Below are 17,235 nucleotides of genomic sequence, written 5' to 3' on the forward strand. Positions count from 1 at the left end.
CAGATGTCAGCACCAACACGACCTCTTCACGAACTGGGACTGACGGCAGCCGGAGGGAAAGATCCAGAGATCACGGGTCTCGCCGTAGACAGCCGACTGGTAAAAGACGGCTTCCTCTTCGTCGCCCTTCCCGGAACGCGGGTGCATGGTGGCGAATTCATCCAGTATGCCTTGCGTATGGGCGCATCTGCGATCCTCACGGATGCAGAAGGCGCAGACATTGCCAAAGCAGAACTGGCCACATCCGACGCGGCCCTGGTTATTGCAGAAGACCCGCGCCAGACCCTTGCCTATTCGGCGGCTCTTTGGTTCGGTGAACAGCCCGGCGTCATGGCAGCCGTGACCGGCACAAACGGCAAAACGTCGGTTTCGACCTTTTTGCGGATGATCTGGCAAGAGTTGGGTTTGTCGGCGATAAATCTTGGCACAACAGGTGTCGAAGGTGATTTTCAGGCGCCTTTGAACCACACCACCCCCGAACCCATCACATTGCACCGAACCTTGGCCGATGCTGCACAGGCGGGCGTCGAATGTGCGGCGATGGAAGCATCCTCCCATGGATTGGCACAGCGCCGTCTGGACGGGGTACAGCTGCGGGCGGCGGGGTTTACCAACTTCACCCAAGACCATCTTGATTATCACGAAACCTTTGAAGATTATTTTGACGCCAAAGCAGGCTTGTTTGCCCGTGTTTTGCCCGAAGACGGGGTTGCCGTGATCAATATTGATGATCCACGCGGCGTTGACATGGCCGCTATTGCCCGCGCCAGAGGTCAAGAGTTGATCACCGTCGGACGTGACGGGGCGGATTTGCTTCTGGAGGCACAGCGTTTTGATGCAACCGGTCAGGACATCCGGTTCTCCTTTCGCGGCAAGACCTACATGACGCGGTTGAACCTGATTGGCGGTTTTCAGGCGGAAAACGTGCTTTTGGCAGCTGGTCTGGCCATCGCCTGTGGCGCAGAACCTGAACGGGTGTTCGAAGTTTTACACGAACTGCAAACCGTGCGTGGACGGATGCAACTGGCTGCGACACGTGAAAACGGCGCTGCCGTGTTTGTGGACTATGCCCACACGCCTGACGCCGTCGAAACCGCGTTGCAGGCCATGCGTCCACACGTGATGGGGCGCCTGATTGCGATTGTCGGCGCTGGCGGCGACCGGGATGCGGGCAAGCGCCCCTTGATGGGACAGGCCGCCGCGCAAAATGCGGATGTCGTGTTTGTGACCGATGACAATCCGCGTAGCGAAGATCCGGCCGTGATCCGGCGTGCCGTGATGAACGGTGCCCCGGATGCGACCGAAGTCGGAGACCGCGCCGAGGCGATCTTGCGAGCGGTGGATGCGCTTCAGCCGGGGGATGCGTTGATGATTGCCGGAAAAGGCCATGAGACGGGGCAGATCGTCGGTGACGATATCCTGCCTTTCGATGATTGCGAGCAGGCCAGCGTTGCTGTTGCCGCACTGGACGGAGGAATGGCATGACCCTTTGGACCGCGGATGAGGCCAGCAAGGCCACAGGAGGGCGGGCAACGTCGGATTGGGCCGTTACCGGCGTCAGCATCGACACCCGCACCTTGCAACCGGGTGATTTGTTTGTCGCCCTGTCTGTGGCACGCGACGGGCATGATTTTGTGGCGCAGGCTTTGGCAAACGGTGCAAGCGCCGCGCTGGTGTCTCGTGTTCCCGACGATGTGGCACCGGATGCGCCTTTGTTGATTGTCGAGGATGTTCTGACAGCACTGGAAAACTTGGGCCGCGCGGCCCGTGCCCGCACAGATGCGCGTGTGGTTGCCGTCACAGGGTCGGTCGGCAAAACCTCCACCAAAGAAATGCTGCGGGCGATGCTCGAGACGCAAGGCAAAACCCACGCCAGTGTTGCAAGCTATAACAACCATTGGGGGGTACCCCTGACTCTCGCACGTATGCCGGCGGATACGGACTTTGCGGTGATCGAAATCGGGATGAACCATCCGGGTGAAATCGCCCCACTGGCAAAATTCGCGCGTCCGCATGTGGCCCTGATCACAACCGTAGCCGCCGTTCATCTCGAAGCTTTCGAGAATGTGGAAGGCATTGCCGAAGAGAAAGCTGCAATTCTGGAAGGTCTGGAGCCAAATGGCGTGGCCATCTTGCCCGCTGACATCAAGACCGCAGACATCTTGGCGCAAAAGGCAACCGCTCTGGGGGCTCGGATCGTTTCCTTTGGCGCCTCGGCCCCGGATTGGGTGCTTGGCAACGTCAATCTTGTCGAGGACACCACCGTCGCGCAGGCAAAAGCGGGCGGCGAGCCACTGTTGTTCAAGATCAACAGCGCGGGCCGCCACTTTGCGATGAATGCGCTCGGGGCGCTCGCAGCAGTCGAAGCGCTTGGGGCAAACCTTGCCATAGCCACCGGAGACCTCGGTCGCTGGGTGCCCTTCACCGGGCGAGGTGCGCGCGAAGTGATCTACCTTGATCCGGTCGAGGTCGAAATGACACTTGATCTGATTGACGACGCTTATAACGCAAATCCCACTTCTCTTGAGGCGGCGCTGGATGTTCTGGCGGCTGCACATCCCACTGACGGAATAGGGCGCATCGGCAAGGGCCGTCGGATTGCCTTTGTCGGTGACATGAAAGAACTCGGCCCAAATGAAGCAGAGATGCATGCCGCAATCGCCGATCTGGACGCGATGCATCATATCGATGTGGTGCATTGTGTGGGACCATTGATGCAGAATCTCTACCAAGCCCTGCCGCTGGAAAAGCGTGGTCTCTGGGCGGACACCAGCGCAGAAATCGTTCCGCAGGTGCACGGATTGATCGATGCAGGCGATTCTGTGCTCGCAAAGGGCTCATTGTCGATGGGATTGGCAAAGATTGTTGACGCCATCCGCAAACTGGGTCATCCCCCCCCGCAATCAAATGACGAGGACGCATAGATGTTCTACTGGCTGACCGCATTGTCGGATGGCGGGGACTTTTTCAACCTGTTCCGCTATATCACCTTCCGGGCCGGTGGGGCCTTTATGACCGCGCTGATTTTCGGCTTTTTGTTCGGGCGTCCCCTGATCAATGTGCTGCGCCGCAAACAGGGCAAGGGCCAACCGATCCGTGAAGACGGCCCCGAAGGCCACTTTGTCAAAGCGGGCACCCCAACCATGGGTGGCCTGCTGATCGTGGGCGCTTTGGGCACCTCAACCTTGTTGTGGGCGCGACTTGATAACGGCTTTGTCTGGCTGGTGCTGTTTGTAACGCTGTCTTACGGGCTGATCGGTTTTGCAGACGACTATGCCAAAGTGTCGAAACAGAACACCGCCGGTGTTTCGGGCAAGGTCCGTTTGGGCCTCGGCTTTCTGATCGCGGCCATTGCGGCGTGGTGGGCCACCTACCTCCAACCCGAAAGCATGCAACTGCAACTCGCACTGCCCTTTTTCAAAGACGCGCTGGTCAACCTCGGCTTTGTCTTTGTGCCCTTCGCGATGATTGTCATTGTTGGCGCCGCCAACGCGGTGAACCTGACCGATGGTCTGGATGGTCTCGCCATTATGCCGGTGATGATTGCAGCAGGCACGTTGGGCATCATCGCCTATGCTGTCGGACGGGTCGACTTTACCAACTATCTGGATCTGCACTATGTGCCCGGAACCGGCGAAATTCTGGTTTTTACCGCAGGGATTGCGGGCGGGGGGCTTGGTTTTTTGTGGTATAATGCGCCACCCGCTGCGGTCTTCATGGGTGACACTGGGTCTTTGGCTTTGGGTGGTGCGCTTGGTGCTATCGCCGTGTCGACCAAACACGAACTGGTCCTTGGCATCGTCGGTGGCTTGTTTGTGGTCGAAGCTATGTCGGTGATCATTCAGGTGCTCTATTTCAAACGCACCGGCAAACGCGTCTTCCTGATGGCACCTATCCATCACCACTACGAGAAAAAAGGCTGGTCCGAACCCCAGATTGTCATCCGGTTCTGGATCATATCGCTCATTCTCGCGATGATCGGTCTCGCCACTCTCAAAATTCGCTAAATCAAGGCGCGCCAGACATGGCGCGCTTTCTCCCCCAAAAGGGCTTCTTCTGGCCCGAAATATCCTGGGGTGAATTGGCCTGCACAGGCCAAGAGGGGCGAAGCCCCCGCTTGCACCGCCGCCATCGGGCAGGCAATCTCTCGATAATAGCATAGCAAAGGACGCGCGGATGATTCCGGTACTGGGGCTTACAGGGCAGAAAATTGCAGTTCTTGGATTGGGGCGTTCCGGTCTTGCGACGGCGCGTGCGCTGCGTGCGGGCGGGGCCGAGGCCATCTGTTGGGATGACAACGCCGCTGCGCGTGAACGGGCCGAGGAAGAAGGTTTCACCTGCCTCAAGCTTACCCGCCAAGGCGCCTTTGATGATATTGCGACGTTGATCGTCTCGCCCGGAATTCCGCATCTTTATCCGGCGCCAAACCCTGTTGTCGCCGCCGCCTTGAGCGCGGGCGTGCCTGTGGACAATGACATCAGCCTGTTTTTCCGGTCCTTCGCAACCCGCGATTGGGACAACTTCGAAACCATGCCAAAGGTGGTGGCGGTGACTGGGTCCAACGGAAAATCCACCACATCGGCCCTGATCCATCATGTTCTTGATCACTCGGGACGCCGCACGCAGCTGGCGGGGAACATCGGGCGCGGTGTTTTGGATATCGATCCGGCCGAAGACGGGGATGTTGTGGTTCTGGAACTGTCCAGCTATCAAACCGAACTTGCCCGAAGCCTGACTCCGGATATCGCGGTTTTCACCAATCTCTCGCCGGATCATCTGGATCGGCACGGCGGTCTTGGGGGCTATTTTGCGGCCAAGCGCCGGTTGTTTGCGGAAGGGGGGCCTGATCGCGCCGTAATTGGCGTGGACGAGGCCGAAGGGTCCTTTCTGGCCAATCAATTGTCGATGGGGCCATCGGATGACCGCGTCCTGAGGATTTCAGTAGATCAAAAGCTGTCTGGCCCGGGGTGGAATGTCTTCGCAAAGAAAGGATTCCTGTCAGAGTATCGCAAGGGGCGACAGGCAGGATCGATTGACCTGCGTAATATCAAGGGCCTGCCCGGTGCGCATAATCACCAAAACGCCTGTGCGGCCTATGCGGTATGCCGCTCACTTGGTCTTGCGCCACGTGTTATCGAGCAGGCCTTCCACAGTTTTGGCGGATTGCCGCATCGCTCTCAGATCATTGCGGAAACGGGCGGCGTCACTTTTGTGAATGACAGCAAAGCCACCAACGTGGACGCGGCGCAAAAGGCGCTTGGCGCTTTTAAACGCATTCGCTGGATCTGCGGTGGGTTAGAGAAAGAAGGCGGTCTCGGCGATCTCGCCAACCACGCAGGTGAAGTGGTTAAGGCTTATGTCATCGGTCGCGAAGCCGCCAATTTCGCAATGCAGCTCACTGGCGTCGACGCCGAAGTCTGTTCCACAATGGATGTGGCCGTGGCCAAGGCGGTGCAGGACGCCCAGGACGGAGAGGTTGTCCTTTTGGCGCCAGCTGCGGCAAGCTTTGATCAATATGACAGTTTTGAAAAGCGGGGCGAGGACTTCATTCAGCTGGTCCAAAACCACACCAAAAGGTAACGCGTGCACGGGGGCTGATCCATGTGTCTGCTTTTTCTCGCATAAAGAAGCATTTTTGATTAATGTTTTTCGCAGGCGTTTCCTTCCAAGCGTTGGAAGGGCCGTGTTTCGCCCTCTCTCTGGCGAACGCTGCAATGGAAAGGGCGAAAAATGCGTAACCTGTTATGTGCAATATTCGTACTGGTTTTTAGTTTTCAATTCACGGTCGTTCAGGCCCAACAATTTTCTGTGCCTGAAAAGCCAAACAAACAGGCGATGTTCAAAAAGAATGGGAAAATCAACAAACGAAGTCTCAAGGGATATCTTGGCATTCAATCTGTGATCCTCGCGCCGCTAGGTGATGACAGCTATGCGGTACTTTATGGAAGCTTGGCCGGCAAAAGAAACGGAGACTCGTTTCACTATTTTGAAAACGCGGATCTCGGGTTTGTGTGTGTCGGAACTGGTAAGCCAACACAGCAGGGAGGCGTTGTCTCGAATGAGTGCTTTCTAAACGGCGGATCAACCGGAAAGGAAAGCATAGTTGTTCCGGACTTTGGAAAGCTCTCGGGCAAAATGGTATTTGATGTTTACGACAACGGTCATTTGATTGGTCCCGCCGCGATGCAATGGGGCCTGACGTATCCGAGCCACAAGAAAATGTACAAATACCTCAAGAAAAACGGTGGGTAATCTGTGACACAGGCAGCACGTGGCATCCGAAACGGCGCCACGCCGCCCTATGATTTCTGTGAAATAGCGGTGCCCGCCGCCCATCCGGATGACCAAGCCCACTGGAAGTTGAACCCCCCAAGCCAGCCGGTCACATCAACGGCTTCTCCGATTGCATAAAGGCCGGGAACGGATTTCGCCTCCATGGTTTTCGAAGACAGGGCGTCTGTATCAATCCCGCCCAATGTGACCTCGGCCGTGCGATACCCTTCTGTACCCGAAGGCGTCAGCTCCCAATGGGTCAACCGGTCCGCCAGCTGTTGTAGCGCCTTGTCGGACTGATCCGCGAGATTACCCGTCAACGCCCACTCGTCCGCCAGAAAATCGGCCAATCGCCCCGGTAAGAGTTGCCTCAGAACGGTTGCCGTATTGCGCCGCCCTTCAGTCTTTCGCTTGTCTCTGAGCGCGGTAAACGGATCGGCGTCCGGCAACAGGTTTATTTGTATCGGCTGGCCTTCATTCCAATAAGAACTGATCTGAAGAATGGAAGGACCGGACAAACCGCGATGGGTAAATAGCATGGCTTCTTCAAACCGTGTTCCGTTCGCTGTCGCGTGAACGGGCAGGGCCGTGCCGGCAAGAGGTTTGAAACGTTCATCACGAAAGGTAAAGGGCACCAGTCCCGCGCGTGTGGGCAGGATATTCAGGCCAAAGTTTCGGGCAATGTCATAAGACAACCCCGTTGCGCCCATTTTGGGGATCGATTTGCCACCTGTCGCCAGAACCAGATTTTGGCTCTTCAGGGTTTGATGTTTGCCGTACTGTTCGGTTTCAACGACAAAACGCGCGCCATCATGTGACACCTTCTGGATCGATGTTTCCAGACGCAGCTCTGCACCGGCCTTTTGCATCTCTGACCGCAGCATAGAGATGATGTCTTTTGCGCTGTTGTCACAGAACAATTGGCCCAGTGTTTTTTCGTGATAGGCGATGCTATGGCGAGACACGAGATCGATAAAATCCCACTGTGTGTAACGGGACAACGCGGATTTGCAGAAATGCGGGTTTTCGGACAGGAAGTTTTCCGGCCCGGCATACATATTGGTAAAGTTGCAGCGCCCACCGCCGGAAATCCGTATTTTTTCACCGGGGGCTTTCGCATGGTCCAGCACCACCGTGCGCCCGCCCGTACGGGTCGCGCACATCATGCCAGCGGCACCCGCGCCAAGAATGATCGTCTCAAATTGCATAATGTCGGGGTGCCCGATGTCACAGGTCGGGTCAAGGGCGAAGCGGCGGCAAGGGGCGGGGTCAGGCATTGGTTGACACAATCACCTGATGCCATGCGATTGCCGTTGGTAAGGGCGCGAGATCAGGCGTAGGCAAAAATCCCAAAAGAGAATGATGTCAGACAGGCGCAATTATCCAGGGCATGTTCAAAAGTCCGTATTCCGCAGCAAGCTCATGACAGCTTGCTCGATTTCAGAGTCGTCTGCGAACATAGCGTCTACGATGAACGCGGCGGGAAAGCTTGGCCAGGTTTTTTTCAGCTCGGACATCAAAGTGTGCGCTTGTTCGGTTTCGGACATCTGATCCAGTGCGACCGCCTGAAACAAAAGAGAGGGCGCGCTTACTGGCGCACCTGCTGCGGCTGCGCCCTTAAAGGCCTCGACGGTCTCGAGGTAGTTTCCCAGCATAAGCTGCGAGACAGCCCAAATGTTGCGGGACCCAAATCTTCCAGAGCCTTCCCGAAGCGAGGCGGGATCACTGGCCTGCGCCGCAAGCATTGGTTCGTTTGCCAGTATCGCCGCCATTCCGACCAAGTCCAGCACATGACCATCTTGAGGTGATAGGTCCCACGCAATTTGCGCATGGGTAATCGCGGTTTCATGGTCTTCCAGCGCGGCCAGAACGAAAGCCATGGCACCATGTGCCCAAGGATCGGCAGGTGCGATTTCCAAGGCCCGGTTCGCTGACGCAAGCGCGTTTTGAAGACGCTCACGCGCCAACTCGTGATCTGGCGTAAACATCCCGATCACGGTCATTGTTTGTGCCGCGCCTGCGTGTCCGTCGGGCAGGGACTCGTCCAGATCGATGGCATGCTGGAACATCCCAAGCGCAAGCTCTTGGCGCTTGAGGTCAAAGATGGGGAACAGCATGCCGCGCGCCTGATCTGCGATGTTTTTGGCCTGTAAGGACAGGACAGAGTGCTCTCTCAACGCGACGCGTGCCGGATCATGTTGCAATGATGCCGGGGGCGGGGCAGGCTTTGGTTGCAACAGGAAAACCGACCCCGCAATCAGGGCCACGAGACCTCCGGCGGCGATCAACATGGTGGGCGTTGTCAATCGAAGTGGTTGTTTTGACGGCGCAGGGGGCTGATCCCTGACCGGTTCCGGCGCGACCCGAAAATCAAAGCGCGGACAGTACCCGCCGGGATCGATCACAATCATTACCGGATCGTCTTTGCCATCCGCTTCATAATGCTCGGTTAACAAGCGACGTAGGCGGCGGGCCTCAACGCGAACCAGATTCAGACCTGCATCGCCCTCAAGTTTGCGACTGTAGACATCAACCGCCACCGACTTGCCGCGAATGTCGTCACCACGACCCTCAAGGGTTTCCCCGACAACATAGCTGAGAAAAGCTTTCAGGCGTGGCGAACCGGCAAAAGGCGCGCTGGCGAGAACCCTTTGCAGGGCATCTTGGATTGCAGCTTTATGATCAGGACTAAATATCTGTTCAGCAACGCTTTTTGGGTCTTGTTTCACGCTCAACTCACCCTGAACTCACGGTGACTTACTTTCCGGATGGTTTGGTTTCACGCACGCTATGGGTGTTTTTGATGCTATTTCCTTACGGTGCAAAGTCAATGCCTAGTCTCGAAGAGGACTTGCCAGATCACGCTGCTGAAATTCGCCGGGCCCTGCCAGACAAAGGCGCCCTGCAAGAAGCATTTGCGGACTACGAGACGGCGTGCCGCAAAGAAGACGTCTTGGAAAGCAGCGAGGTCGAGCGTGCTGAATGGGCGCGCATTCGACAGGAATTGTTAGCTGAATTGATGCGGTTGAGTGGCCGCTCAACCGGTTCATAGCGGAGGTCACGATGCCCAAATTGAAACTTCTAGCCCGCGCCTGCCGGACACCCGTACTCGGCCGTGTGTGGGTTTTGTTCCTGGCGATCAGTTGCGCGACAACGGGTCAGGCAGGTGAGCCGCGCAATCTTGGATGGAGCGATCTGGTGCCGACAGTTGCGATGGGTGCCAATCCTTTTGAGGCGCTGGACTTCAGGCAGAAGAACGACCTCGCCAAACTCTATCGCATTGAAGTCAAAGAAGCGGACACGGCGAATGATTTTGCCCGCACACAAGCTTTGGAAATTCGCACGCGGCTCGAGGTTGGCGGTCTTGATCCGGATTGGCTTTTCTCGGAACGCGAACGGATGATGGATGAACATACACGCCAGTTTAGCGCCCCCAATCAAGAGGTGCTGGACACAACCGTCCGAATGCCGGGCTATATTCTACCGTTAGAGATGGAGGGCGCGCTGGCGGTCGAATTCCTGCTCGTCCCCACGGTGGGCGCATGTATCCACACGCCGCCACCTGCCGCCAATCAGTTGATCCACGTGCGCTATCCGCAGGGTTATCCCCTGCGTGGCATGTATGACCCCGTCTGGATAGTCGGCGAACTGCAGGCCGAGAGGCAGCTCGAACTTGTGACCTATTCCGATGGGCAACGCAGCGTAGAGAGCACCTACGTCATGACCGCCGCCACCGTTGAACAATACCGCTGAGGTTAGGGGAATCCGAAACTTTTATTTTGAGAAACTCTTGAGGAGGGAAGAATGAACGGAATAAAACTACTGAGTGCATCCGCACTTATGTCGCTGGCTTTGGCCGGGGGGGGCGTTGCACAACAAATTCCAGCCCCGGCCGAACCGTCCACGCAAGAAGACATTCAACGTGCGCTGCTTGGCGGTGTTCCAAACGGGCGCTGGAAAGAAGGTCTGATGTTTGAGGGGATTTCCCCTCAGCCTTGGCTTCAAAGTGCTGCCAACTGGTTCCCCGGCACAGAGGAAGTGCAGCCGGAAGAAATGCGGATCACCTTTATGGGCACGGCTCCGCTCTTGCGCCCCGGCCAGATGAACACGTCGGTGTTTGTAGAGCTTGGCAACGGAGACAATTTCATCTTTGACATCGGTGAAGGCTCTGTCGCGAACTATCAGGCCGCGCGCATTGCGCTCAACGAATTGACGGATGTGTTTATCACGCACCTTCATGTCGACCACTTTGGTGCCTTGCCTTATCTCTGGATGTTCCGGACGTGGAATGGGGGCTGGCACGAGCCGCTTCGCATTCATGGCCCGTCGGGACGCACGCCGGAATACGGCACTGCGTCCATGGTCGAGGGGATGAAGATGATGACCGCCTGGCACCGCGATGCCTTTAGCGTTTTCCCAACCGGCACGGGCTGGGACATCGAGGTGAACGAGTTTGATTTTGCCGACAACGGCGGCATCATTTATGACAAGAACGGTGTCACCGTTCGCCACTGGCAGCGCAGCCACGCCAAGGACGGGGCGACGGCGTATCGGCTGGATTGGAATGATCTCTGTTTTGTCTGGACAGGTGACGGGCGACCCAACCTGCTTGATGTTGAATACGCCGAGGGCTGCGATATCTACATCACCGAGCAACAGCAGGAAGTGGTCGAGATCAACTCTGGCGTACAAGGTGTGCCACCTTTCCTTGCGCGCTACACCATCGACACCCACCACACGCCCACCTATGCGGCTGGTTATATTGCAAACCTGATCCAGCCCCGTCTCTTCATGACTACGCATATGAGCTATGACAAATACCTGCTTGAAGAGTCCGTTGCAGAGATACGGGAACACTGGAAAGGGCCGTTCCACTTTGGGGCTCCGGACGGGATTGTTGTAAACGTCACCAAGGATCAGATCTGGGTACGCGAAGGTATTCTGCCAGAGTTCCCGAACGTGCGGGCACCTCAGTTTGACTTTACCAATGAGCAATTGGTTGTTCCCTTGCCGCCACATGCGCGCGAAGACATCCAGAATGCAGAAGTGCGGGCAACCGAGCTTGATCCGGATCTATATTATCCGGAAGGGTACAAGCCTGAACTGCTTCCGTTCTGGCCTGTGGAAAGTGATCTTGTTGTGCCGATGGAGATGATGCCGGAAGCCTTGAAAGACAGTATGGGCGCGGCTTGGCGCCATCGCGAAAAGAACCGTGCAATCTTGAAAGAGATGGGCAAGTTCTAAGACGTCATGTGGCAGAGCCGATAACCGGCTCTGCAATCTTTGCTTTGTTGATGTCGCTGACCTTCGTGGAATGCTTCGTCACAAAGCGTTGTCTATCCCGATGGTGCGCGACTTGCTTTTGACCATCAACAAATGTCACATTTCGAGCGGATCAGGGGCGCTGCCCCTCGCGCCCAGAAGGGCGCTCACCCCGGGATATTTCAGCCAGAAGAAGCCGGGGGCGGATTGTTGCCGTTTGCAACGTCATGCTTTGCAAGAGTCTGGCTTCGTGCTAGAATCATAAGCAGACCCGGAAAACGGGCGTTTTGAGGCAGAGATCGGCGGTTCCCGATGACAGAGATGGTTTATGGTTCGGTCCCCGTGCGGGATGGCGAACCGGTTCTTCCCAAGTGGTGGCGCACCTTGGACAAGTGGTCGATGGCGGCCATCCTTTCCCTGTTCGGGGTCGGGATATTGCTCGGCATGGCGGCGTCTCCGCCGCTTGCGGCCAAAAACGGGTTTCCCGCGTTTCACTATGTTCAGAAACAGGCGATTTTTGGCGGGATGGCCTTGGTGGCGATGCTCGTCACGTCGATGATGAGCCCGCAAACCGTGCGCCGTCTGGCGGTTCTGGCCTTTGCAGGGGCCTTTATCGCGTTGATCGGGTTGCCTTTTTTCGGAACTGACTTTGGAAAAGGGGCCACGCGCTGGTATTCCTTGGGATTTGCGTCGGTGCAACCATCCGAGTTTCTGAAGCCAGTATTTGTGGTCACGGCTGCGTGGCTTATGGCGGCTAATGAAGAGATAAACGGGCCTCCGGGGCGCATGTGGTCGTTCCTTTTGATGGTGACGATTGTTTTCGTCCTTGCGATGCAGCCCGACTTTGGACAGGCCAGCCTGATATTGTTTGCATGGTGCGTGATGTATTTTGTATCGGGCGCGCCGATGCTGCTGATCGGAGGGATCTTTTTGTCGATTATCCCGATTGCGCAGTTTGCCTATGCCAACTCGGAACACTTTGCCCGCCGTATTGACGGGTTCCTTGATCGGTCGGTCGATCCAACCACGCAGTTGGGCTATGCCACAAATGCCATTCAGGAAGGTGGTCTGTATGGTGTCGGTGTTGGCGAAGGGCAGGTCAAATGGTCTTTGCCGGATGCCCACACGGATTTTATCATTGCCGTGGCAGCCGAAGAATACGGGCTGATCCTGGTTCTGTTGGTGATCGCTCTTTATTCGATTGTTGTTTTGCGCTCGTACTTCCGTCTGATGCGCGAACGTGATCCTTTCATTCGTCTGGCGGGCACCGGTCTTGCCGCGATGTTTGGTGTGCAGGCGATTATCAATATGGGCGTGGCTGTGCGTCTTTTGCCTGCAAAAGGCATGACTCTGCCATTTGTCAGCTATGGTGGCTCATCTTTGATTGCGGGCGGTATTGCAGTCGGGATGCTTTTGGCGTTTACCCGCACCCGACCTCAGGGCGAGATCCGGGACATTCTGCGGGGACATGTAAGATGACAAACAAGCCATTGCTGGTGATTGCAGCAGGCGGCACCGGAGGGCATATGTTCCCGGCGCAGGCGCTGGCCGAAGTGATGTTGCGCAAAGGCTGGCGGGTCAAGCTGACCACGGATGCCCGCGGCGCGCGCTATACCGGCGGGTTTCCCCATACGATCGAGATCGAAGAGGTGTCGAGCGCAACCTTTGCCCGTGGCGGAGTTTTGGCGAAACTGGCTGTGCCCTTCAAAATTCTGGGAGGCGTGCTGTCGACAATGCGCCGGTTCCGCAAGGACAGGCCGGATGTGGTTGTCGGGTTTGGGGGATACCCAAGTATTCCCTCTGTTGGTGCTGCATTCTTGATGAAATTGCCGCGTATGATCCACGAACAGAACGGTGTTTTGGGGCGCGTAAACGAAAAATTTGCCTCGCGCGTTGACGTTGTGGCCTGTGGTACATGGCCAACCGCACTTCCCGAAGGGATCGAAGGCGTGCATACGGGCAATCCTGTGCGGGGCGCTGTGCTGGAACGCGCGGCATCCGGATATATCGCACCGGGCGATTACCCCATGTCGATACTGGTGATTGGCGGCTCGCAAGGCGCGCGCATCTTGTCTGATACCGTGCCGGGCGCCATCGCAGCACTTCCATCGGAAATTCTGCGGAACGTGCGGGTGAGCCATCAGGCACGTGACGAAGATTTTGACCGTGTGACGGCCTTTTATGCCGAACAGGGCATCAATGCGGATGTGCAGCCGTTTTTCCACGATGTGCCTGCGCGGATGAGTGAAGCACAGCTTGTAATTTCACGCTCTGGCGCCTCGTCGGTGGCAGACATCAGCGTGATTGGGCGGCCTTCAATCCTGATCCCCTTTGCAGCCGCAACCGGTGACCATCAAACTGCAAATGCGCGCGGGTTGGTGGATGCAGGGGCATCCATCCTTATCCCCGAAACAAAACTGACTGTGGAAGCGCTGTCAGAACAAATCACAAATGTACTTGCCAACCCCGAAGGCGCACAGCACATGGTGCGGGCCGCTTTGAGTGTCGCAAAGCCCGACGCAACCCAAGAGTTGTGCGCGCTGGTTGAGATGTTGGCGGGTCACGAACAGTAAGGAAAAGAGACGATGAACGCAGCAACCAAACTTCCCGGCGACGTTGGGCCGATCCATTTTGTCGGTATCGGCGGGATTGGCATGTCCGGGATTGCTGAGGTGTTGCTGAACCACGGGTATGTGGTGCAGGGCTCGGATCTCAAATCTTCGAAAATCACGGACCGTCTGGTTGAAAACGGCGCGACTTTGTTTGTCGGGCAGAATGCCGCCAACCTGAGAGACGCCGAAGTTGTGGTGATTTCATCCGCGATCAAACCGGGCAATCCAGAACTGGACGAAGCCCGCCGCCGGGGATTGCCGGTGGTGCGCCGCGCAGAAATGCTGGCTGAATTGATGCGCCTGAAGTCGAACATCGCGGTTGCCGGTACACACGGCAAGACCACAACGACAACGATGGTTGCCGCACTTTTGGATCACGGGAAATATGATCCGACGGTTGTAAACGGTGGTATCATCCACGCCTATGACTCGAACGCGCGTGTCGGGGATGGCGAGTGGATGGTTGTGGAAGCTGACGAAAGCGACGGCACCTTCAACCGCTTGCCTGCAACGATTGCGATCGTCACCAACATCGATCCCGAGCATATGGAGCATTGGGGCACGGAAGAGAACCTGCACCGCGGGTTCCTGGAGTTTGTCTCGAACATCCCCTTTTACGGGCTGGCGGTGTGTTGCACCGATGATCCGGACGTGCAGACACTTGTCGGCAAAATCACCGACCGCCGTGTTGTCACCTTCGGGTTCAACACGCAGGCGGATGTGCGTGCCATCAACCTGACGTACAAGGCGGGCATCGCCCACTTTGATATCCAGTTGCAGAACGAAGACGATGTGATCGAGGGGTGTACCTTGCCGATGCCCGGTGATCACAACGTGTCCAATGCCCTGAGTGCCGTCGCTGTTGCGCGTCATCTTGGTATGAAGAAAGAAGAAATCCGCGAGGCCTTGGCCCTGTTTGGTGGCGTGAACCGGCGCTTTACGCGGGTCGGGGAATGGCAGGGCATTCCGATTATTGACGACTATGGTCACCATCCCGTTGAAATTGCAGCGGTTCTGAAAGCCGCGCGTCAGGCCTGTGACGGACGGGTTATCGCGGTGCATCAGCCGCACCGCTTTACGCGCCTGTCTACGTTGTTTGAAGATTTTTGTTCCTGCTTCAACGAGGCGGATGTTGTTGGCATCGCCGAGGTTTTTGCAGCAGGCGAGGCCCCGATCGCGGGTGCATCGCGTGATGATCTTGTTGCCGGACTTGTGGCCCATGGGCACCGGTCGGCGGTTGCCGTGGACAGCGAAGATGATCTTGAAGCGCTGGTGCGGGCAGAGGCCAAACCCGGTGACATTGTGGTTTGTCTTGGGGCGGGTACAATCAGCGCATGGGCAAACAACCTCGCAAAGCGTCTTAACTAAGGTAATATCCCGATAAGGTAGGCATGACTGAGCATCTTAAACGGCGTATTGGACTGGGGCTTTTGACGGCATATGGCGTCGGGGTCATGGTGGGTGCGGGTATTTATGTGCTTGTCGGTGCCGTTGCAGGTGAAGCAGGGATCTGGGCACCGGTTGCGTTTTTGCTGGCTGGTTTGATCGCGGCCCCAACGGCGCTTAGCTATTCCGAGTTTTCGACACGTATTCCCGAGGCGGCAGGAGAGGCGGCCTATGTCGGCACCGCCCTCAAATCACAACTTTTGGCGGTGGTCATCGGATTGGCAATTGTCGCCGCAGGCACCATTTCAGCGGCAGCTGTTTTGCGTGGGGGTGTCGGATACCTGACGGTGGTTATCGATGTTCCCGCGTTTTGGGCGATGGTTTTGATCGGGGCAGCATTGACGGCCGTTGCCATTTTTGGCGTCATGGAGAGCCTTGCTTTGGCAGCGGTCTTTACTGTTGTCGAGCTGTTGGGGCTGGCGCTTGTGATCTGGGCCGGATGGCAGGCGCCGGAAACCGCAGACTGGAGCGCGATGCCTTCACCTGTTTGGGCGGGGATTGGCGCTGGGGCGGCCTTGGCCTTCTTTGCGTTCATCGGCTTTGAAGACATCGTCAATATGGCAGAAGAAGTGGCCCGACCCGAACATACCATGCCGCGCGCGATCCTGATTTCATTGGCTGTGACAACCGTGATTTATGCGCTTGTGACATGGGCGACTGTGCGCGCTGTGCCCTTGGGTGCCCTGTCTACGAGTGAAAAACCTCTGGCATTGGTTTGGCAGTCGGGCATGGGCGGGCAGGGCAAATTCCTGTCGACCATCGCTGTTTTTGCGGCCTTGAATGGTGTTTTGGCCCAGATCGTCATGGCCAGCCGTGTTTTGTATGGTTTGGGCAAGCGCAGTGCTGTGCTTGGGGTATTCCATCACGCAAACAAAAGAACAGGCACGCCAATCCTTGCGACGGGACTGGTTGGGGGCGCGGTTGTGGCTGGGGCCATTGTGCTGAATGTCGGGCTGTTGGCCGAAACGACATCGACCATATTGCTCGGGGTGTTTGTGATCGTGAACTTTTCCCTGATTGTCCTGAAAATGCGAGAGCCGGACGCGCCGTTTCGGGTGCCGATGTTTGTGCCCGTGTCAGGGCTTGTTCTGGCGGCGGCAGCACTGGCGCTCAATCTTGGAGTCCAGATATGAGTTTGTCCCTCGTTTTCGGGTGTTTGTGGGTGTTTGCTTCGGCGGTTGTCGCCATGCTGCCAATGCGCAAACAGTATGCACCCGGAATGGCGCTGCTGATCGCGGCCCCCGTTTTGATTGCCATCATCTGGTGGGAGCATGGCCCGTGGTACGGCGCGGCGGCGCTGTTTGCATTTGTTTCCATGTTCCGCAATCCTTTGCGGTACCTCTATGCGCGCGTCAAAGGCGAAAAACCGGAGTTGCCTAAATGACTTTGTCGATTACGTTGGCCTTGATCTGGCTGGTGGTTGTGAACCTGCGCGGCATGTTCCCGTCCAAAGATAACCATTGGCGGTTCGCCTATTTCATGATCGCACTGGGGGTGCCACTGATTGGTGTGATCTGGTATCAGCACGGATTTTGGCTGGCACTGGTGTTCTTGCTTATGGCCATGTGGGTCATGCGGTGGCCGGTCATCTATCTGGGCCGTTGGGTGCGCCGCAAGATCGGATACACACCGGAATAACCCT

General features: G+C 56.8%; 16 protein-coding genes. 14 read left to right on the top strand and 2 right to left on the bottom strand.

The window, feature by feature from the left end:
- Positions 1-3 precede the first annotated feature (3 nt).
- The 5 genes from PH7735_RS05455 (at position 4) to PH7735_RS05475 (ending at position 6,252) form a co-directional block, all read left to right on the top strand.
- Positions 4-1,485 carry a UDP-N-acetylmuramoyl-L-alanyl-D-glutamate--2,6-diaminopimelate ligase gene (locus tag PH7735_RS05455; RefSeq protein WP_058310273.1) on the top strand — a complete coding sequence of 494 codons (1,482 nt, stop codon included), beginning with the start codon at positions 4-6 and terminating at the stop codon, positions 1,483-1,485.
- Positions 1,482-2,924 carry a UDP-N-acetylmuramoyl-tripeptide--D-alanyl-D-alanine ligase gene (locus tag PH7735_RS05460; RefSeq protein WP_058310274.1) on the top strand — a complete coding sequence of 481 codons (1,443 nt, stop codon included), beginning with the start codon at positions 1,482-1,484 and terminating at the stop codon, positions 2,922-2,924. The genes PH7735_RS05455 and PH7735_RS05460 overlap by 4 nt, the downstream gene beginning before the upstream one ends.
- Positions 2,925-4,007 carry a phospho-N-acetylmuramoyl-pentapeptide-transferase gene (mraY, locus tag PH7735_RS05465; RefSeq protein WP_058310275.1) on the top strand — a complete coding sequence of 361 codons (1,083 nt, stop codon included), beginning with the start codon at positions 2,925-2,927 and terminating at the stop codon, positions 4,005-4,007.
- A gap of 169 nt (positions 4,008-4,176) precedes the next feature.
- Positions 4,177-5,580, top strand: coding sequence for a UDP-N-acetylmuramoyl-L-alanine--D-glutamate ligase (gene murD, locus PH7735_RS05470; protein ID WP_058310276.1), 1,404 nt, complete (start codon positions 4,177-4,179; stop codon positions 5,578-5,580).
- Between the two features lie 255 nt (positions 5,581-5,835).
- A complete protein-coding gene (locus PH7735_RS05475; protein WP_145865265.1) occupies positions 5,836-6,252 on the top strand; it encodes a hypothetical protein in 417 nt (138 codons plus the stop codon).
- A gap of 47 nt (positions 6,253-6,299) precedes the next feature.
- On the opposite strand, the gene PH7735_RS05480 is transcribed toward PH7735_RS05475, so the two are convergent.
- A complete protein-coding gene (locus PH7735_RS05480; protein WP_058311158.1) occupies positions 6,300-7,481 on the bottom strand; it encodes a BaiN/RdsA family NAD(P)/FAD-dependent oxidoreductase in 1,182 nt (393 codons plus the stop codon).
- A 186-nt stretch (positions 7,482-7,667) separates the two neighbouring features.
- Positions 7,668-9,002, bottom strand: coding sequence for a tetratricopeptide repeat protein (locus tag PH7735_RS05485; RefSeq protein ID WP_058310278.1), 1,335 nt, complete (start codon positions 9,000-9,002; stop codon positions 7,668-7,670).
- 101 nt (positions 9,003-9,103) lie between these two features.
- Between PH7735_RS05485 and PH7735_RS05490 the strand changes: the two genes are divergently transcribed.
- The 9 genes from PH7735_RS05490 to PH7735_RS05530 all read left to right on the top strand — a co-directional run bounded on the left by PH7735_RS05490 (position 9,104) and on the right by PH7735_RS05530 (position 17,231).
- The gene (locus PH7735_RS05490) at positions 9,104-9,325 is read left to right on the top strand and encodes a hypothetical protein (RefSeq protein ID WP_058310279.1); all 222 of its coding nucleotides are present in this window, start codon (positions 9,104-9,106) and stop codon (positions 9,323-9,325) included.
- Positions 9,326-9,336: 11 nt separating this feature from the next.
- A complete protein-coding gene (locus PH7735_RS05495; RefSeq protein ID WP_058310280.1) occupies positions 9,337-10,026 on the top strand; it encodes a DUF3299 domain-containing protein in 690 nt (229 codons plus the stop codon).
- Between the two features lie 51 nt (positions 10,027-10,077).
- A complete protein-coding gene (gntH, locus tag PH7735_RS05500; protein ID WP_082645136.1) occupies positions 10,078-11,517 on the top strand; it encodes a guanitoxin biosynthesis MBL fold metallo-hydrolase GntH in 1,440 nt (479 codons plus the stop codon).
- A gap of 330 nt (positions 11,518-11,847) precedes the next feature.
- Entirely contained in the window at positions 11,848-13,014 is a 1,167-nt protein-coding gene (locus tag PH7735_RS05505; protein ID WP_058310281.1) for a peptidoglycan glycosyltransferase FtsW, read from the top strand.
- The gene (locus tag PH7735_RS05510; protein WP_058310282.1) at positions 13,011-14,108 is read left to right on the top strand and encodes a UDP-N-acetylglucosamine--N-acetylmuramyl-(pentapeptide) pyrophosphoryl-undecaprenol N-acetylglucosamine transferase; all 1,098 of its coding nucleotides are present in this window, start codon (positions 13,011-13,013) and stop codon (positions 14,106-14,108) included. The genes PH7735_RS05505 and PH7735_RS05510 overlap by 4 nt, the downstream gene beginning before the upstream one ends.
- 12 nt (positions 14,109-14,120) lie before the next feature.
- Positions 14,121-15,515 (top strand): UDP-N-acetylmuramate--L-alanine ligase, encoded by a 1,395-nt coding sequence (murC, locus tag PH7735_RS05515; RefSeq protein WP_058310283.1) that lies wholly within the window; start codon positions 14,121-14,123, stop codon positions 15,513-15,515.
- 23 nt (positions 15,516-15,538) lie between these two features.
- Positions 15,539-16,726 (top strand): APC family permease, encoded by a 1,188-nt coding sequence (locus PH7735_RS05520; protein WP_058310284.1) that lies wholly within the window; start codon positions 15,539-15,541, stop codon positions 16,724-16,726.
- On the top strand, positions 16,723-16,977 hold the full coding sequence (locus PH7735_RS05525; RefSeq protein WP_199534973.1) for a DUF2484 family protein: 255 nt from the start codon (positions 16,723-16,725) through the stop codon (positions 16,975-16,977). The genes PH7735_RS05520 and PH7735_RS05525 overlap by 4 nt, the downstream gene beginning before the upstream one ends.
- Entirely contained in the window at positions 16,974-17,231 is a 258-nt protein-coding gene (locus PH7735_RS05530) for a DUF2484 family protein (RefSeq protein WP_058310285.1), read from the top strand. The genes PH7735_RS05525 and PH7735_RS05530 overlap by 4 nt, the downstream gene beginning before the upstream one ends.
- Positions 17,232-17,235: the final 4 nt, after the last annotated feature.

Source organism: Shimia thalassica (assembly GCF_001458215.1).
In the GTDB taxonomy this organism is placed as follows: Bacteria; Pseudomonadota; Alphaproteobacteria; order Rhodobacterales; family Rhodobacteraceae; genus Shimia; species Shimia thalassica.

What these genes read in the sequence shown, in the direction of transcription:
- PH7735_RS05455 (WP_058310273.1), top strand. Translation starts at nt 4, where the DNA reads ATGTCAGCACCAACACGACCTCTTCACGAACTGGGACTGACGGCAGCC.
- PH7735_RS05480 (WP_058311158.1), bottom strand. Translation starts at nt 7,481, where the DNA reads ATGCAATTTGAGACGATCATTCTTGGCGCGGGTGCCGCTGGCATGATG.
- PH7735_RS05525 (WP_199534973.1), top strand. Translation starts at nt 16,723, where the DNA reads ATGAGTTTGTCCCTCGTTTTCGGGTGTTTGTGGGTGTTTGCTTCGGCG.
- PH7735_RS05460 (WP_058310274.1), top strand. Translation starts at nt 1,482, where the DNA reads ATGACCCTTTGGACCGCGGATGAGGCCAGCAAGGCCACAGGAGGGCGG.
- gntH (WP_082645136.1), top strand. Translation starts at nt 10,078, where the DNA reads ATGAACGGAATAAAACTACTGAGTGCATCCGCACTTATGTCGCTGGCT.
- mraY (WP_058310275.1), top strand. Translation starts at nt 2,925, where the DNA reads ATGTTCTACTGGCTGACCGCATTGTCGGATGGCGGGGACTTTTTCAAC.
- PH7735_RS05520 (WP_058310284.1), top strand. Translation starts at nt 15,539, where the DNA reads ATGACTGAGCATCTTAAACGGCGTATTGGACTGGGGCTTTTGACGGCA.
- murC (WP_058310283.1), top strand. Translation starts at nt 14,121, where the DNA reads ATGAACGCAGCAACCAAACTTCCCGGCGACGTTGGGCCGATCCATTTT.
- PH7735_RS05490 (WP_058310279.1), top strand. Translation starts at nt 9,104, where the DNA reads ATGCCTAGTCTCGAAGAGGACTTGCCAGATCACGCTGCTGAAATTCGC.
- PH7735_RS05495 (WP_058310280.1), top strand. Translation starts at nt 9,337, where the DNA reads ATGCCCAAATTGAAACTTCTAGCCCGCGCCTGCCGGACACCCGTACTC.
- PH7735_RS05505 (WP_058310281.1), top strand. Translation starts at nt 11,848, where the DNA reads ATGACAGAGATGGTTTATGGTTCGGTCCCCGTGCGGGATGGCGAACCG.
- PH7735_RS05510 (WP_058310282.1), top strand. Translation starts at nt 13,011, where the DNA reads ATGACAAACAAGCCATTGCTGGTGATTGCAGCAGGCGGCACCGGAGGG.
- murD (WP_058310276.1), top strand. Translation starts at nt 4,177, where the DNA reads ATGATTCCGGTACTGGGGCTTACAGGGCAGAAAATTGCAGTTCTTGGA.
- PH7735_RS05475 (WP_145865265.1), top strand. Translation starts at nt 5,836, where the DNA reads ATGTTCAAAAAGAATGGGAAAATCAACAAACGAAGTCTCAAGGGATAT.
- PH7735_RS05530 (WP_058310285.1), top strand. Translation starts at nt 16,974, where the DNA reads ATGACTTTGTCGATTACGTTGGCCTTGATCTGGCTGGTGGTTGTGAAC.